14 protein-coding genes are annotated in these 16250 nt (G+C 72.9%); 8 read left to right on the top strand and 6 right to left on the bottom strand.

Annotated features, from left to right (window positions below; genetic code table 11):
* Window positions 1-60: 60 nt before the first annotated feature.
* The gene (locus ACTWLT_RS05870; RefSeq protein WP_252419293.1) at window positions 61-1488 is read right to left on the bottom strand and encodes a UDP-glucose dehydrogenase family protein; all 1428 of its coding nucleotides are present in this window, start codon (window positions 1486-1488) and stop codon (window positions 61-63) included.
* Window positions 1489-1737: 249 nt separating this feature from the next.
* Between ACTWLT_RS05870 and ACTWLT_RS05865 the strand changes: the two genes are divergently transcribed.
* Both ACTWLT_RS05865 and ACTWLT_RS05860 read left to right on the top strand, forming a co-directional pair.
* Window positions 1738-2907 (top strand): acyl-CoA dehydrogenase family protein, encoded by a 1170-nt coding sequence (locus ACTWLT_RS05865; RefSeq protein WP_445317455.1) that lies wholly within the window; start codon window positions 1738-1740, stop codon window positions 2905-2907.
* A 223-nt stretch (window positions 2908-3130) separates the two neighbouring features.
* The gene (locus tag ACTWLT_RS05860) at window positions 3131-4435 is read left to right on the top strand and encodes a multidrug effflux MFS transporter (protein ID WP_445317454.1); all 1305 of its coding nucleotides are present in this window, start codon (window positions 3131-3133) and stop codon (window positions 4433-4435) included.
* A 48-nt stretch (window positions 4436-4483) separates the two neighbouring features.
* On the opposite strand, the gene ACTWLT_RS05855 is transcribed toward ACTWLT_RS05860, so the two are convergent.
* A complete protein-coding gene (locus ACTWLT_RS05855; RefSeq protein WP_445317453.1) occupies window positions 4484-5155 on the bottom strand; it encodes a hypothetical protein in 672 nt (223 codons plus the stop codon).
* A 23-nt stretch (window positions 5156-5178) separates the two neighbouring features.
* Between ACTWLT_RS05855 and ACTWLT_RS05850 the strand changes: the two genes are divergently transcribed.
* On the top strand, window positions 5179-5697 hold the full coding sequence (locus tag ACTWLT_RS05850; RefSeq protein ID WP_445317452.1) for an acyl-CoA thioesterase: 519 nt from the start codon (window positions 5179-5181) through the stop codon (window positions 5695-5697).
* A 159-nt stretch (window positions 5698-5856) separates the two neighbouring features.
* Entirely contained in the window at window positions 5857-7839 is a 1983-nt protein-coding gene (locus ACTWLT_RS05845) for an acetoacetate--CoA ligase (protein WP_445317451.1), read from the top strand.
* A 205-nt stretch (window positions 7840-8044) separates the two neighbouring features.
* Here ACTWLT_RS05845 and ACTWLT_RS05840 read toward each other — a convergent pair whose 3' ends face one another.
* The gene (locus ACTWLT_RS05840) at window positions 8045-8734 is read right to left on the bottom strand and encodes a TIGR03089 family protein (protein WP_445317450.1); all 690 of its coding nucleotides are present in this window, start codon (window positions 8732-8734) and stop codon (window positions 8045-8047) included.
* Window positions 8735-8888: 154 nt separating this feature from the next.
* Here ACTWLT_RS05840 and ACTWLT_RS05835 point away from each other — a divergent pair, with 154 nt between their 5' ends.
* Both ACTWLT_RS05835 and ACTWLT_RS05830 read left to right on the top strand, forming a co-directional pair.
* Window positions 8889-10034, top strand: coding sequence for a glycosyltransferase family 4 protein (locus tag ACTWLT_RS05835; protein ID WP_252419287.1), 1146 nt, complete (start codon window positions 8889-8891; stop codon window positions 10032-10034).
* A 63-nt stretch (window positions 10035-10097) separates the two neighbouring features.
* The gene (locus ACTWLT_RS05830) at window positions 10098-11189 is read left to right on the top strand and encodes a mannose-1-phosphate guanylyltransferase (protein WP_445317449.1); all 1092 of its coding nucleotides are present in this window, start codon (window positions 10098-10100) and stop codon (window positions 11187-11189) included.
* On the opposite strand, the gene ACTWLT_RS05825 is transcribed toward ACTWLT_RS05830, so the two are convergent.
* Window positions 11158-11766, bottom strand: coding sequence for an NUDIX hydrolase (locus tag ACTWLT_RS05825; RefSeq protein WP_252419285.1), 609 nt, complete (start codon window positions 11764-11766; stop codon window positions 11158-11160). The two genes, ACTWLT_RS05830 and ACTWLT_RS05825, sit on opposite strands and share 32 nt — an antisense overlap.
* A 39-nt stretch (window positions 11767-11805) precedes the next feature.
* Between ACTWLT_RS05825 and ACTWLT_RS05820 the strand changes: the two genes are divergently transcribed.
* The gene (locus ACTWLT_RS05820; RefSeq protein ID WP_445317448.1) at window positions 11806-12864 is read left to right on the top strand and encodes a hypothetical protein; all 1059 of its coding nucleotides are present in this window, start codon (window positions 11806-11808) and stop codon (window positions 12862-12864) included.
* Window positions 12865-13153: 289 nt separating this feature from the next.
* On the top strand, window positions 13154-14152 hold the full coding sequence (locus tag ACTWLT_RS05815) for a winged helix-turn-helix domain-containing protein (protein WP_445317447.1): 999 nt from the start codon (window positions 13154-13156) through the stop codon (window positions 14150-14152).
* Between the two features lie 13 nt (window positions 14153-14165).
* On the opposite strand, the gene ACTWLT_RS05810 is transcribed toward ACTWLT_RS05815, so the two are convergent.
* Complete coding sequence (locus ACTWLT_RS05810) at window positions 14166-15254, bottom strand: coenzyme F420-0:L-glutamate ligase (RefSeq protein WP_445317446.1); 1089 nt, start codon at window positions 15252-15254, stop codon at window positions 14166-14168.
* Complete coding sequence (cofD, locus tag ACTWLT_RS05805) at window positions 15251-16249, bottom strand: 2-phospho-L-lactate transferase (protein WP_445317445.1); 999 nt, start codon at window positions 16247-16249, stop codon at window positions 15251-15253. Before cofD ends, ACTWLT_RS05810 begins: the two co-directional genes overlap by 4 nt.
* Window position 16250 lies beyond the last annotated feature (1 nt).

Here is a 16250-nt window from a genome sequence, read left to right as displayed (position 1 = left end):
ACAACGACACCGGCCGGCCACGGAGGGCTGCTCCGCGACCGGCCGGTGGGGTCGGATCCGTCAGGGGCGGCCCATGCCCCGGTACTCCCAGCCGGCCTGGGTCCACAGTGCCGAGTCGAGGCAGTTGCGGCCGTCGACGACCTTGCGGCCGGCGACCAGCTCGCCGAGGGCGACCGGGTCGGCGTTGCGGAAGTCGGCCCACTCGGTGAGGACGCAGACCAGGTCGGCGCCCGTGACCGCCTCGTTGATGCCTTCCTCGTAGGTCAGCTCGGGTACGGCGCGCCGGGCGTTCTCGGTGCCCTGCGGGTCGTACACGTGCACGTCGGCGCCGGCCTTCTGCAGCAGCGCGGCGACGGCGAGCGCCGGGGCGTCGCGGACGTCGTCGGTGTTGGGCTTGAAGGTGGCGCCCAGCACGGCGATCCGGGTGCCGGAGAAGTCCGGGCCGGCCGGCCCGGAGCGACGGCCGAGCAGGTCGGCGGCGAGCTGGAGCACCCGGGTCCGGCGGCGCAGGTTGATCAGGTCGACCTCGTGCAGGAAGCGCAGCGCCTCGCCGGCGCCCAGCTCCTGCGCCCGGGCCTGGAAGGCGCGGATGTCCTTGGGCAGGCAGGCGCCGCCGAAGCCGAGACCGGCCTGGAGGAACCGGTTGCCGATGCGGGGGTCGTAGCCGATCGCCCGGGCGAGCTGGGTCACGTCGCCGCCGGAGGCCTCGCAGACCTCGGCCATCGCGTTGATGAAGGAGATCTTGGTGGCCAGGAAGGCGTTCGCGGCGACCTTGACCAGCTCGGCGGTGGCGAAGTCGGTGACCACCAGGGGCACCTCGCGGTCCTCGGTGGCGGCCAGGTCGAAGACGCCCTTGTGCGCGGCGTAGAGCATGCCGTTGGCCCACTCGCTCTTCACGCCGACCACGATCCGGTTGGGGCGCAGCACGTCGTCGACGGCGAAGCCCTCCTGGAGGAACTCGGGGCTCCACGCCACCTCGACGCCCAGGTCGTTGGGGGTGTGCTTGCCGACGAGCTGCTCCACCCACTCGGCGGTGCCCACCGGCACGGTCGACTTGCCGACGATCAGCGCCTTGCGGCTGAGGTGTTGCGCCAGGCTGGTCACCGACGCCTCGACGTACGACAGGTCGGCGCCCATCCCGTCGGCGCGCTGGGGGGTGCCGACGCAGATGAAGTGGACGTCGCCGAAATCGGCGGTCTCGGCGATGTCGGTGCTGAAGCGCAGGCGGCCGGCGGCCAGGTTGCGCTTGAGCAGCTCGTCCAGGCCGGGCTCGTGGATCGGCACCTGACCGGCGTTGAGCATCGCGATCTTGTCAGCGTCGACGTCGAACCCGAGCACCTCGTACCCCAGCTCGGCGTAGCAGATGGCGTACGTCGCACCGAGGTAACCGGTCCCCAGGAACGTCACCCGCGGCCGAGGCGCACCCGAGGGCGGCGTCACCGCGGCGATGGCGGGGGTCGGCTGGATGGTGGGATAGGGGATCGTCACGCCTGTCTTCTCCGCTCGCACTGGCGGCGCTTCGTCGCGTCGCATTTTGCTGCGGCGCCTGGCCGGGCACCGGAGGGTGGCTCAGTTGTCTTCTTCCATCATCGCCCAGCGGCGTGGGTGCTCCGTCATGCGTGTACCTACGCGCCGGTAACATCACCTGAACTGCAGTCGCTAGTCTTCAGTCTGCGCGGTCGGCGGTCAGGAGACGCCACAGACTGCGCATGATAGCGGTGAAGGGGAGGGGCCGACATGGCCGCAGGGGAGTCGTTCGACGTCTACCGGTTGCCCGAGGAGCACGAGGCGATCCGGGAGGCGGTGCGCGAGGTCTGCACGGCGAAGGTGGCCCCGCACGCCACCGAGGCCGACGAGACCGGTGAGTTTCCGAAGGCGTCCTACGACGCGCTGCGGGCGGCTGACTTCCACGCGCCGCACATCCCCGAGGAGTACGGCGGCGCGGGCGCGGACGCGCTGGCCACCGCCATCGTGATCGAGGAGGTGGCCCGGGCCTGCGCCTCCTCCTCGCTGATCCCGGCGGTCAACAAGCTCGGCACGATGCCGCTGCTGTTGTCCGGTTCCGAGGAGCTCAAGCGTCGCTACCTCACGCCGGTCGCGGCCGGCGACGCGATGTTCTCGTACTGCCTCTCCGAGCCGGAGGCGGGCAGCGACGCGGCGTCGATGACGACCCGCGCGGTACGTGACGGGGATCACTGGGTGCTCAACGGCGTGAAGCGCTGGATCACCAACGCGGGCGTCTCCGAGTTCTACACCGTCTTCGCGGTCACCGACCCGACCGCCCGGTCGCGGGGCATCTCCGCCTTCGTGGTCGAGAAGTCCGACGCCGGGGTGAGCTTCGGCGCCCCGGAGAAGAAGCTCGGCATCAAGGGCTCGCCCACCCGCGAGGTCTACCTGGACAACGTGCGGATCCCGGCGGACCGGATCATCGGCGCGGAGGGCACCGGTTTCGCCACCGCGATGAAGACCCTGGACCACACCCGGGTCACCATCGCCGCCCAGGCCGTCGGGATCGCGCAGGGCGCGCTCGACTACGCCAAGGGGTACGTGGCCGAGCGCCGGCAGTTCGGCAAGGCGGTCGCCGAGTTCCAGGGCGTGCAGTTCATGCTCGCCGACATGGGCATGAAGCTGGAGGCGGCCCGGCAGCTCACGTACGCGGCGGCCGGCAGGTCGGAGCGCGGCGACGCGGATCTGACCTACTTCGGCGCGGCGGCCAAGTGCTTCGCCTCCGACGCCGCCATGGAGATCACCACCGACGCGGTGCAGCTGCTCGGTGGCTACGGCTACACGCGGGACTACCCGGTCGAGCGGATGATGCGGGACGCCAAGATCACCCAGATCTACGAGGGCACCAACCAGGTGCAGCGGATCGTCATGGCCCGGCAGTTGCTCAGCGGCATCGTCTGACCACCACCTGATCGAGCCCGACCGCCCCACCGCCGACCGGCGGTGGGGCGGTCGTCGTGTGCACGTGAGTCCCCACACAGTCGCCATGTCACAGGGCTCTGCGACGTTGGGGGAAGACAGAATCACAGAGCCCCATCGACCGCCACCACGCTCGCTCGTTCCCCCCGCTGCCCAACGTCGGGCACGCCCAACGACGTCTGTCAGGCCCCGCAGAGAGATCGAGATGATGAAGCAGTTGGTGGAGAAGACCGGCACCGGCACCAGCGACCCCTCCGCCGCCGAGCAGGAGGCGCTGCCCGGCGACCTGATGACCAACCGTCAACGGGCGCAACTCGTGCTCGTGCTGGGCGCGATGATCGCGATCGGGCCGCTGACCATCGACATGTACCTGCCGGCGCTGCCCGCCATCACGACGGGCCTGCACACCACCGAGACCGCCGTGCAGTTGACGCTCACGGGCACGCTGCTCGGCCTCGCGCTGGGCCAGCTGCTGATCGGGCCGCTCTCCGACGTGGTCGGTCGACGGGTGCCCCTGCTGGCCGGGCTGGCCGCGCACATCGTGGCCTCCGTGCTGTGCGTCTTCGCACCCAACATCGCCGTGCTCGGCGTGCTGCGCGTCATGCAGGGACTCGGCGTCGCGGCCGCCACCGTGGTCGCCACGGCCGTCGTACGCGACCTGTTCAGCGGCGCCGCCTTCGCCCGGATCTTCTCCCGGCTGATGCTGGTCATGGGGCTGGCCCCGATCCTCGCGCCGACACTGGGCAGCGGCCTGCTGCGCTGGACCGAGTGGCGGGGCGTCTTCGCGGCGCTGGCGGTGCTGGGGGCGCTGCTGATCGTCGTCGCCGCGCTGCGGTTGCCGGAGACCCTCCCGGTCGCGCGTCGTCGCCACGGCGGGGTGGGAGCGACCCTGCGCGACTACCGCTGGCTGCTCAACGACCGGGCCTTCGTCGGTCTCGTGCTGGTCGCCGGGCTGGCGATGGCCGCGCTGTTCGCGTACGTCTCGGGGTCGTCCTTCGTGCTCCAGGACCAGTACGGCCTCGACGAGCAGGAGTTCGGCCTGGCCTTCGGGGCGGGTGCGGTCGGCCTGATCGCCGCCACCCAGTTCAATGTCCGGCTGCTGCGCCGGTACACCCCGCAGCAGATCCTGATCAGCGCCCTGATCGGTGGGACGGCGGCCGGGCTGCTGCTGGTCATGTTCGCCGCGACCGGCTTCGGTGGGCTGGGCACGCTGCTCGCGTCGCTGTGGCTGGTGCTGGCCGCGGCGGGTCTCGCCCTGCCGAACGCGCCGGCGCTGGCGATGACCCGGCACAGCGAGGCCAGCGGGACGGCCGCGGCGCTGCTCGGGGCCGTGCAGTTCGGCGTCGGCGCGTTGTCGGCGCCACTGGCCGGCCTGTTCGGCACCGGGAGTGTTCCGATGGCGATCGTGATCGCGGGCGGCATGGCCGCGGCGACTCTGGTCATGCTCCTCGTCGTGCCCCGCGCCGCCCTCGGCGCCGTCGAAGGGGACCTGGCCGTCGCCCTGCACTAGATCGCCGCGAGGGTAGGGGGCGGGCCGGTCACCCGGCCCGCCCGACGATCAACGGGTTTCGGTGGTGCCCTCCGGCTGTGACTGACCACGCGGCGGGGCGGACCACGGCGACTCGCCGCCCACCCGGCGGGGTAGCGGCTCGGTCGGCGTCGGGTCGCCCGGGTAACCCAGGGTCGGCGGGGTGGTGTCCCGCTCCGCGGGCTCGTGCGGAGGCCAGTCGGTCAGCGTGAAGTCGTCGTTGCGGGGACCGTCGGCCGGAGCCGGCGTCGGCACGGCGGCCTGCTGGGTCGCCGGGCTCGGCCAGGGTCGCCAGCGCTGCACGCTGAACGTCGCCATCATCATCAGCAGGCCGATCAGGAAGAGCGTGCCGTTCTCCAGCGGCAGCCGCAGTGGCAGCGGGTCGCCGAACACCTTCCACCCCTGCGGGACCGCGTCCCGCACCTCGAAGGGCGCCACGAACATCCCGACGTACGGGATGGCCAGCAGCAGCCCGGCCACCAACGGACCCAGCGGCGAGACGCGCAGTGTGCCGAGCAGGCCCAGCAGGATGCCACCGACACCGAGGTACACGGCCGGTTCGATCAGATTGGCCGTGTTGAAGGTGCCGATCTCCACCCAGCGGTCGACCGTCCGGCTCGACCCGTCCTGCCCGAGTGTGACCAGCACCCAGGTGATGGGCGCCACCACCAGCCCGGCGAGGAAGCTCCAGAGATGTCGCATCCGCGCACCGTACCGTTTCCGGCATGACCGAGCACCCCTCCGCCGCTCCGAACGGCAAGCCGACGTCGTACTCGCGGGTCACCCTGAGCAAGATCATGACCGCCGTCGACGTGAACCTCTACGGCACCGTGCACGGCGGCGTCCTGATGAAGTTCGTCGATGACGTGGCGGGTGCCGCCGCCGCGCGGCACAGCGGCGGGACCGCGGTGACCGCCGCGATCGACGAGATCGTCTTCTCCGTGGCGGTCCGGGTCGGCGACCTGGTGCACGCGCACGCCCAGGTGAACTGGACCGGGCAGACCTCGATGGAGGTGGGTGTGCGGGTGGTCGCCGAGCGGTGGGACTCGGCCGAGGACGCGCCGGTCCGGGTGGCCACCGCGTACCTGGTCTTCGTCGGGGTTGACGTGGGCGGGGCGCCCCGGATGGTCCGCCCGGTGCTGCCGGAGACGCCGGAGGACGAGCGCCGGTACCGGGAGGCGGAGATCCGTCGCGCGCACCGTCTCGCGCGCCGCCGCGCGATCCAGGCGCACCGCGCCGGCTGAGGTGTCCTTCGCCGCTTCCCACATGGGTGGGTGGGGTGGAGTGTGGGACGGGCACGCGTCGGTGGCCGGACCCGGTGCGCAGAATGGCGCTTCGAGGTAGGGCAAGATGGCGCCACGGCCCATTCACAGTGTCGTGCCGGGCCAGGGGAGGGTGGAGCAGTGGGTGACGTGCTGTGGACGCCGCCGGCGGACGTACGCGACCGGTCCCGGATCGGCGGCTACCTGCGCTGGCTTCGGGAGCACCGCGGGCTGGACTTCGCCGACTACGACGCGCTGTGGCGCTGGTCGGTCACCGACCTGGACGCGTTCTGGCGCTCGATCTGGGACCACTTCGAGGTCGTGTCGCACACCCCGCCGACCGCCACGCTGGCCGAGCGGGGGATGCCCGGCGCCCGCTGGTTCCCCGGAGCGACGCTCAACTACGCCGAGAACGTCCTGCGGATGCCCGGACGGGCCGACGACGACCCGGTGGTGATCGCGCACGGGCAGACCCGGGCACCGGTCACGCTGACCGCCGGCGAGCTGCGCGAGCAGGTCCGCCGGGTGGCGGCCGGGCTGCGCCGGCTCGGCGTCACCGCCGGTGACCGGGTCGCGGCGTACGCCCCGAACATCCCGGAGACGTACGTCCTGCTGCTGGCCACCGCCAGCCTGGGCGCGATCTTCTCGTCGTGCGCGCCCGAGTTCGGCACCCGCAGTGTCACCGACCGTTGGCAGCAGATCGAGCCGACCGTGCTGGTCGCCGTGGACGGCTACCGGTACGGCGACAAGCCGGTGGACCGGCGCGCGGAGGTCGCCGCCATCCGGGCCGCCCTGCCGTCGCTGCGGCACACCGTCAGCATCGGCTACCTGGACCCGGTGGGCGCCCTGCCCGACGGCGCGCTGGGCTGGGCCGACCTGGCCGCACCCACCGAGGAGCCGCTGGCGTTCACTCCGGTGCCGTTCGACCACCCGCTCTACGTGCTCTACTCCTCCGGCACCACCGGGCTGCCCAAGCCGATCGTGCACGGCCACGGCGGCATCCTGCTGGAGCACCTGAAGATGCTCGCCCTGCACCACGACCTGGGGTCGGCCGACCGGTTCTTCTGGTTCACCACCACCGGCTGGATGATGTGGAACTTCCTCGTCTCCGGCCCGGCGGTGGGCGCGACCATCGTGCTCTTCGACGGCAACCCGGGCCACCCCGACCTCGGTGGGTTGTGGCGGCTGGCGGCGGAGACCGGCACCACGTACTTCGGCACCTCGGCCCCGTTCCTGCTGGCCTGCCGCAAGGCCGGCCTGGTGCCCCGCGAGCTCGCCGACCTGTCCGCGCTGCGCGGCGTCGGCTCCACCGGTGCGCCGTTGCCCGCCGAGGGCTTCACCTGGGTGTACGAGACCGTCGGCACGCAGCTCCAGCTCCAGTCGCTCTCCGGTGGCACCGACGTCTGCACCGGCTTCGTCGGCGGGGTGCCGCTGCTGCCGGTGTACGCCGGTGAGATCACCTGCCGGGCGTTGGGCGCGAAGGTGGAGGCCCGCTCCGCCGACGGGACGCCGGTGATCGGCGAGCTGGGCGAGCTGGTGATCACCGAGCCGATGCCGAGCATGCCGGTGGGCTTCTGGAACGACCCCGACGGCACCCGCTACCGGGAGGCGTACTTCGACGTCTACCCGGGCGTCTGGCGGCACGGTGACTGGATCACCATCAACGACCGGGGCGGTTGCGTGATCACCGGGCGGTCGGACGCCACCCTCAACCGTGGCGGGGTGCGCCTGGGCACCGCCGAGTTCTACTCCGTCGTGGAGGGGCTGGACGAGGTGGTCGACTCCGTCGTGGTGCACCTGGAGGACGACGAGGGCGGCGCCGGCGAGCTGCTGCTCTTCGTGGTGCTCGCCGAGGGCCTGGAGCTGGACGACCCGATGCGCGCGAAGATCTGCCGCGAGCTGCGTACCGCGCTCTCACCCCGGCACGTGCCCGACGAGATCCACCAGGTACGCGCGGTGCCCCGCACCCTCTCGGCGAAGAAGCTGGAGGTCCCGGTCAAGAAGATCCTCACCGGCACCCCGGTCGACTCGGCCGCGGCGAAGGGCGCCCTGGTCAACCCCGAGTCCCTGACGGCCTTCGCCGCCTTCGCCCAACGCCGGGCCACCGACAACACCCCCGCCTGAAGCTCCTGCGTGGCGGCTCACTCGCTCACGTACCCCGGTGCGGCGGCGCTCGGGCCATGCCCCGGTACGGGCCCTTTGCTCTGCTTCAACCGACGCAACAGTCTGGGTCACTCAGTGGTGCGTGCGTTGAAGCAGAGCAAAGGACGCGACGACACCCACAGACCCTCCACGTCGCCCGGCGCCCAACCCGGGCACGGCGGGTGGGTCACGGGAGGGTGTGAGTGGCCTTTTCCGTGGTCCGGCGGGTGGCCAGGCGGGTCGGGTCGAGGTTGGCGCAGAGCACCACGGTGGCGGCCCGGGTCAGCGGGGCCAGCAGCCAGTCCACCGGGTCGGGGTACCGGTCCGCGTCGATGAGGACGCGAGCGCCGGCCTCGATGCCCAGCTCGGCGGCGCGGGCCTCGGCGCGGCCCAGCAGGGGAGCGTCGGCGGGACCCGGCCCGGGCTGCGGGGTGAAGTGGTCGCCGTGCCGACGCACCTCGACCACGTAGTCGGCGAACCCGGGTGGCACCTGCCGTAGCGGTAAGGCGAGCGGGGCCAGCCCGAGGGCGTACCGCTCGTCGGCGGACCAGGACTGCGCCTCGTCGATCCGGTCGGCCGAGGCGAAGAGCACGTCCACCTCTCCCGGCGTGTCGATCACGGTCAGCTTGGCCGACCAGCAGCCCAGCAGCACCGCGGCGGTCTGCCAGTGCGCCGGCAGCAGCACCCCGGCGGGGGTGCCCGGTGCGAGGCCGACCTCGTCGACGAGGAGGTTGGCGGTCTTCGCCACCCAGTTCGCCAGTGTGGCGCCGGAAAGCTCTGTGCGGTCGCCGCTGGCATCGTCGTACCAGGTCAGCAACGGTCGGGTCGGGTCGGTCGCGATCGCGTCGGCGAACACCCGGGCAATGTTGTCGGCCATCGGCGCGAACGATACGCCCCTGTGGCCCGTACTCGAAGACGATGACAAGTCGGCGTACCGTCGGGTCGCAGTCAGCGTCGGCCCCGTGCTCCGGCGTAGGCTTGGCCCCCGGAGTGTTGTTCCCCACAGACCCGCCAGTGCAAGGAGTCGCCCCGTGACCGCCGGTCGCCCGCCCCGCGTGCTCATCGACGCCACGAGTGTCCCCGCCGACCGTGGTGGTGTCGGTCGATACGTCGATGGCCTGCTCGGCGCCCTCGGCAAGGTGTGCGGGTCGGGGGTGGAGCTGGCGGTGGTCAGCCTCCGCACCGACCTGGAGCGTTACAGCCGGATGCTGCCCGGCGCGGAGATCATCCCGGCCCCGGCCGCCGTGGCGCACCGCCCGGCGCGGCTCGCCTGGGAGCAGACCGGGCTGCCGCTGCTCGCCCAGCAGGTCGGCGCGCACGTGCTGCACTCGCCCTTCTACACCTGCCCGCTGCGGGCGGGGTGTCCGGTGACGGTCACCGTGCACGACGCGACGTTCTTCACCGAGCCGGAGCATTACGACAAGTCCCGCCGGACGTTCTTCCGCAGCGCCATCAAGACCTCGCTGCGCCGCGCCGACCGGGTGATCGTGCCCAGCAAGGCCACCCGGGACGAGCTGATCCGACTCCTCGACGCCGACCCGACGCGGATCGACGTGGCCTACCACGGCGTCGACCACGCCGCCTTCCACGCGCCCAGCGAGGAGGAGAAGGCCCGCGTGCGCGCCCGGTTGGGCCTGGGCAACAGCAGCTACGTGGCCTTCCTCGGGGCCAAGGAGCCCCGCAAGAACGTGCCGAACCTGATCCGTGGCTGGGCCCGGGCGGTGGCCGACCGGGTCGACCCGCCCGCGCTGGTGATCGCCGGCGGGCAGGGGCACGACGACGACATCGACCGCGCGGTGGCGGAGGTCCCCTCCCACCTGCGACTGCTGCGGCCCGGCTACCTGCGCTACGGCGACCTGCCCGGCTTCCTCGGCGGTGCCCTGGTCGCCGCCTATCCCTCCTACGGCGAGGGGTTCGGGCTGCCGATCCTGGAGGCGATGGCCTGCGCCGCCCCGGTGCTGACCACGCCCCGGCTCTCGCTGCCCGAGGTGGGCGGTGACGCGGTCGCGTACACCTCGGAGGACGCGGAACAGATCGGCACCGACCTGGCCGCCCTGCTGGACGACGAGCAGCGCCGGTTGTCGCTGGCGAAGGCCGGTTTCGACCGGGCCAAGGAGTTCACCTGGGAGTCCAGCGCCGAGGTCCACATCGCCGCCTGGAGTCGCGCCCGCTCCTGACCGGCCGGGCGGCCGGCGACGGACCCGCCCACCCGGCCCGGGTCCGTCGGGCATGATGTGCGGATGCTCTATGCGGTCATCCCGGCAGGTGGCAGCGGCACGAGGTTGTGGCCGTTGTCCCGCGCCGGCCACCCCAAGTTCCTCCATCCGCTGACCGGTTCCAACGCTTCGCTGCTCCAGGCGACCGTGGAACGGCTCGCGCCGCTGGCCACACCGGATCGCACCCTTGTGGTCACGGGTGCCGCGCACGTCGCGGCGGTGGCCCGGCAGCTCACCGGGCTGCCGGAGGAGAACATCCTGGTCGAGCCCTCGCCCCGGGACTCCTGCGCGGCGATCGCGCTGGCCGCCGCGGTGATCTCGCTGCGCGACCGGGAGGCGGTGATGGGCAGCTTCGCCGCCGACCACCTGATCGGCGACCCGGAGAGCTGGGTGCGGACGGTCCGGGAGGCGGTCCGCGGCGCCGAGCAGGGCATGTTGATGACGGTCGGAATCACCCCGACCCGCCCGGAGACCGGCTACGGCTACCTGGAGACCGGCGACCCGACCGAGGGCTCGCCGTGGCGTCCGGTGGCGGAGTTCAAGGAGAAGCCGGCCGCCGAGGTCGCCGAGGCGTACGTCCGTTCCGGCCGGCACCTGTGGAACGCGAGCATGTTCGTCTGGCGGGTGGACGTGTTCCTCGCCGAACTGGCCCGCCAGCAGCCGGCCCTGCACGCAGGGGTCACCGCGATCGCCGCCGCCTGGGGCACCCCGGAGCAGGACGACGTGCTCGGTACGGTCTGGCCGACCCTGCCGAAGATCTCCGTCGACTACGCGGTGATGGAGGGCGCGGCCACCGCCGGTCGGGTGGCGACCGTGCCGGGCGACTTCGGTTGGAACGATGTCGGCGACTTCCACACCCTCGGCGAGGTGCTGCCGGCCGACGAGGCGGGCAACGTGGTGCTCGGCGCCGGCGCCAAGCCGGGTGTGCTGCTGCGGGACAGCGCCAACCTGGTGGTGGTGCCCCAGTCCGGCCGACTGGTCGCCGTTCTCGGGGTGCGTGACCTGATCGTGGTGGACACCCCGGACGCGGTGCTGGTCTGCCCGCGCGACCGGGCCCAGGACGTCAAGGCCCTGGTCGACGAGCTCAAGGAGCGGGGCGAAGAGGGCTACGTCTGAGGGCCGCGAGGGCCGGCGCGACCAGTTGCACGGTCCCGCCGGCCAGCGGCTCGGGCAGCCGGTCCGGCGGGAACCAGCCCAGCGCCTCGGCCTCGTCGCTGACCTGCTCCACGGCGCCGGGCGGGGCGAGCACGGCGAACCGGACGTCGTGGTGCAGGGAGCCGCCCTGGCAGCCCACCGGGTGGATGTCCACGTCGATCGGCACCGGGTCGATGCGCAGGCCGGCGATCCCGGACTCCTCGGTGGCCTCGCGCAGCGCCGCGCCGACCAGGGTGCGGTCGGTGGGCTCGCAGTGCCCGCCGAGCTGCACCCAGCGCCCGAACTTGCCGTGCAGGCAGAGGAGCACCCGCGAGCCGGTGTGGTCCAGCACCAGCGCGCTGGCGGTCACGTGGCCGGGGCGGTGGGGGCGGCTCATCGCGACCGGCCCGGCGGCGAGCAGCGCGAGGGTCCGGTCCCGGGCCTCGGCGGCGGCTGGGCTGGTGGGTCGCCAGCCGTCGAGCAGCGCGGTGGCGTCGGCGTGCAGCTCCGTGTAGTCGACGGGGTGGGCGGCGGGTCCGGTGAGCGCGGTGTCGGGCACCCCGTCACTGTACGAGCGCCCGATCCGTACGCTGGCGCGGTGACCCTGCGACTCGTCGAATTCGTGGTGGGCGGCAACGAGGCCAGCGACCTGTTGGAGGTGCGGTCGGCGGCGTTGCTGCGCGCGTACGGTGCCCGGCGGGGTTTCTGGACGGTGCTGGACGAGGGGCCGGTCGAGCACTGCCTGGCCCTGCTGCTGGAGTTGGACGACGGCGAGTGGACGGCCCGGCACGTCGCGGCCGACGCGGGCGCGGAGAACGGCCGGACCGAGGATGGTGAGGCGCTCGCCCACCACGACGGCTGGGTGTACGTCTTCGGTTCCCACTTCGGCTCCAAAGCCGGCCCGCTGCGCCCCCGACGTGCCTTCGTGGCCCGGTTCCGGGAGGACGACGCGGCGGCGGGGCTCCTGCCGGTGCAGGTGGTGCGCAACCGGTTCCGGCTGCACCGGGCGGTGAACGACGCGCTGGCCGTGGCGCCGCTGACCCCGTTGCCGCCGGGGGAGCGGGTGCGGGACCGGTTCATCGTGGAGACCCTCGCCCGGGGCACCGCCCGGGCGAAGAGCTGGGTGAGCCGGCTGACCCCGGACGACCTGCCGCTGAACGTGGAGGCGGCGGCCTTCACACCGGCCGGCACGGTGCTGCTCGGGCTGCGCTTCCCGGTCACCGTGGCCGGTGAGCCGATCCTGGTGGAGGTGGCCGACGTGCCGGGCATGTTCGCGGCGGAGCCGGCGTGGCCGCGGGCGCTGCGGGCGTACGCGGTGACCGGGGTGACCCCGCCGGGTGAGCTGACCGGCTTCCGGGCGATCACCCCGACAGCCGATGGCGGGTACGCCGCGGTGATCGGCTCGATCGACGCGTTGGACAAGGGCTCGGTGCTGCTCGACGACCATCCGGGCGGGGGTGACGTCACCTCGCGGCACGTCCGGTTCCGGCTGGCGGCGGGCGAGTCGGGCGTCGCGGACCCGGGCGGGCACCTGCTCGCCGGGGAACCGGTGGCGGACCTGGCGCCGTTCCACCACGTGGAGGGGTTGGCCGAGCTGGACGGGCGGGTCTTCTACGTCACCGACGAGGACCACCGGGTCGCGCTCTGGGTCGGCTGAGCGGGGAGCGTCATGGTGCGACGACGGGATGACCGGACGGCACCTCTGCGGAGCAAGGGCCGCAGACCCTCGTGGTGCCGCCCGATCACCGGTCCTCCCCGGCCCCGGTGCCCCGGCACCGGATGCGTACGTGACGCACCGGCACCGTGCTCGGGCACTGGAAGCATGCCGAACCGTCCCGTGGGACGTCGAGGTTTTTCAGCTCAGGCTTAAAGATGGAGATAAGTGCCGGCCAGGTAGAGTCGAACGGTCGCCCGGCATCCCTCTGCCGGAGACACGGGAGCCCTCCATGCTGAAGATCCACTTTTCCGGCGAGGACATCCTCCGGACCCGGGTGGCGCCGGCGGCGGACCCGGTCTGGGAGTTGGTCCTCAGCCTGCACGTCCTGCGGGGCGGCAATCGCGACCCGCTGACGTCGAACTGGCGGCGCACCGTGTCCCGGGAGCTGCGCCAGGACGCCGCCTCCGACCAGCTCCGGCTGCTCTTCGCGCTGAGCCCGCCGCGCGGCTACTTCCCCGACTTCCTCACCCCGTACGCCAGCGTGGACGGCTTCGAGGCCGGGCTGGACGCCGTCCGCAGCACCCCCACGGAGCTGCTGCACCGCGACCTGACCGTGCTGGCCGCCGAGACCCCGCTGCCATCCTCGGCCGCCGCGCTGGCCCGGGGCGACGTGTCGACGCTGCGTCACCTCGCCGCGTCGATGGAGCAGTACCAGTCGCTGGCGATCAGCCCGTACTGGTCCCGGATCCAGTCCGCGGTGGAGGCCGACCGGACCCGCCGTGCCCGGGCGTTGCTCGACGGCGGCGTGGAGGGGCTGCTGACCAGCCTCCGACCGGCGATGCGCTGGGACGGTGGAGTGCTGGAGGTCCGGGACTACCCGCACAGCCGCGAGCTGCACCTGGACGGTCGAGGGCTGCTGCTGGTGCCGTCGTTCTTCTGCGCGGGCACCCCGGTCGCCCTGCTCGACCCGGCGCTGCCCCCGGTACTCGTCTACCAGGTGGACCGGCTGGGTGGGCTGGTGCCGGCCGACGGCAGCGCACCGGCGGTGTCGGGTGCCGTCCGCGACTCTCTCGCCGCGCTGCTCGGCCGCACCAGGGCGGCCGTGTTGCAGGCCAGCGACGACGGCTGCACCACCGGCGAGGTGGCGCGCCGGCTCAACATCTCACCGGCGGCGGCCAGCCAGCACGCCACCGTGTTGCGCAACGCCGGCCTGCTCGTGAGTCACCGGGACCGCAACACCGTGCTGCACACGTTGACCCCGCTCGGCCGGGCCATGCTGGACGCCTGACCCGGCCGGTCGCCTACAGGGCGAGCGCGGCGCTGGCGGGGCTGCCGGCGGGCGGGGGGAGCAGGACCGACCCGACGCCCTCGGCGGTCAGGGCGACCCGCAGCCGGTGCAGGTCGGCACCGAGGCGGACCAGGTCCATCGGGTCGACCGGGGCCGGTGCCGAGCCGAGCACCAGGGCGGTGGCGTCGCCCGGCCAGCCGGGCACCTGGGCGATCAGACCGGCGCGTACCTCCGCGTCCTCGACCAGGGTGAAGACCGTGCCGGGGGCGACCGCCCCGGCCACCGCGTCGATCGCCCGGCGGACGGCGGCGAGATCGGCTGGGGTCTGGCCGGGGGCGTCGGCCAGGGTGACGGCGTCGGCCAGTCCGGCGGCCCGCGCCTCGGCCGTACCGAGGGAGAAGAGATCCTGTGCGGCATCGCGGACCAGCGCACGGGCGCCGCCGGAGTCGTCCGGGCGGGTGGCGGAGAGGTAGCCCCGCACCACCGCGACCGGGACCTGGTCGCACTTGCCCTTGATCAGCTCGCCGGCGCCGGCCAACTCGTCCACCACGGCCATCTGGGTCAGCTGCAACTCGTTGCCGTACGGATCCACCTCGCCCCGGTGGTCGCGGATGGCCGGCATCCCGGCCACTCCGAGCGCCACGTCGGTGAGCCCGTTGCGCCAGGGCCGACCCATGGTGTCGCTGACGATCACGGCGACGTCCAGGTCGAATCGCTCCTGAAGGGCGGCGCGCAGCGCCCGGGCCGAGGCGTCCGGGTCCACCGGCAGCAGCACCAGCCGGGTCTTGTCCACGTTCGACGCGTCGATCCCGGCGGAGGCCATCACGAAACCGTGGTGGGTCTGCACGATCCGGGTCGGCCCCCGGCTGGCCACCACCCGGGCGGTCTCCGCCGCCAGCACCTCGTCCCGGGCGGTGAGCCGCTCGGGTCCGTCCGCCGGTACGTCGACCAGCCGCCCCTCGGCCTTGGACACGATCTTGCTGGTGACCACCAGCACATCGCCGTCGCGCAGCCAGGGCGCCGCGTTGGCGATCAGCGCCGCCAGGTCGTCGCCCTCGGTCACGTGGCCGATGCCCAGCACCGGCAGGATTTCCAGCCTCACGTCAACTCCACCGCGGCGCGGACCATCGCCGCCGTCGCCGCCTCGTCGGTCATCCGCAACGGCACCGCGCGGACCGTCACCTCCGGCACCAGCGTGCCCGCGTCCTCCTCGTCGACGAGCCAGCCGTTCAGCAGCCCGCCGTCGGCCCGGCCACCGTAGAGCCGACCCACGCCGGCCGCGCTGCACTCGACACCGAGCACGGCGAGGCAGCGGTCGGCCATTCCCCGCACCGGGGCGCCGCCGATGATCGGCGAGAGGCCCACCACCGGGGCGGGTCCGTCGACCACGGCCTCACGCAGGCCCGGCACGGCCAGCACCGGCGCGACGCTCACCACCGGGTTGCTCGGCGCGATCAGCACCAGGTCCGCCGTGCCGATCGCGTCCAGCACTCCCGGGGCGGGCTTCGCCGTCTCCGCCCCGACGAAGATGAAGCGGTGGGTGGGGATGTCGGCCCGGTGGCGCACCCACCACTCCTGGAAGTGGATCGCCCGCTGGCCCTCGCCGTCGACAGTGCCAGCGCTGTTCGCGGGTGCGGGGCTCGCAAGCTCACTCCTCCCGCTCACGACAGCGTGGGTCTCCAGCCGGTCGTCGGTCGCCGGCAGCAGGCGTACGCCCGGCTCCCAGCGGGTCGCCAGTGCCTCAGTGACCGCGTGCAGCGGGTAACCGGCGTTGAGCATGGTGCTGCGCACCAGGTGGGTGGCGATGTCCTTGTCGCCGAGGCCGAACCAGGTCGGCTCCGCCCCGTACGCGGCCAGCTCCTCCTTGACCGTCCAGCTCTCCCCGACCCGGCCCCAGCCCCGGTCGGGGTCGGCGCCGCCGCCGAGGGTGTACATGACGCTGTCCAGGTCGGGGCAGATCTTCAACCCGTGCAGCCACAGATCGTCGCCGACGTTGACGATGGCGGTCACCTCGGCGCCGACCTCGCGGGCGTACGCCCGGACGCCGAGCAGGAACCGGGCGCCACCGATGCCGCCGGCCAGTACCACGATGCGCATG

It is taken from the genome of Micromonospora yongxingensis (assembly GCF_052601155.1).
The sequence above is the reverse complement of the archived record's forward strand: the minus strand, read 5'-3'. Positions and strand labels throughout refer to the sequence as shown.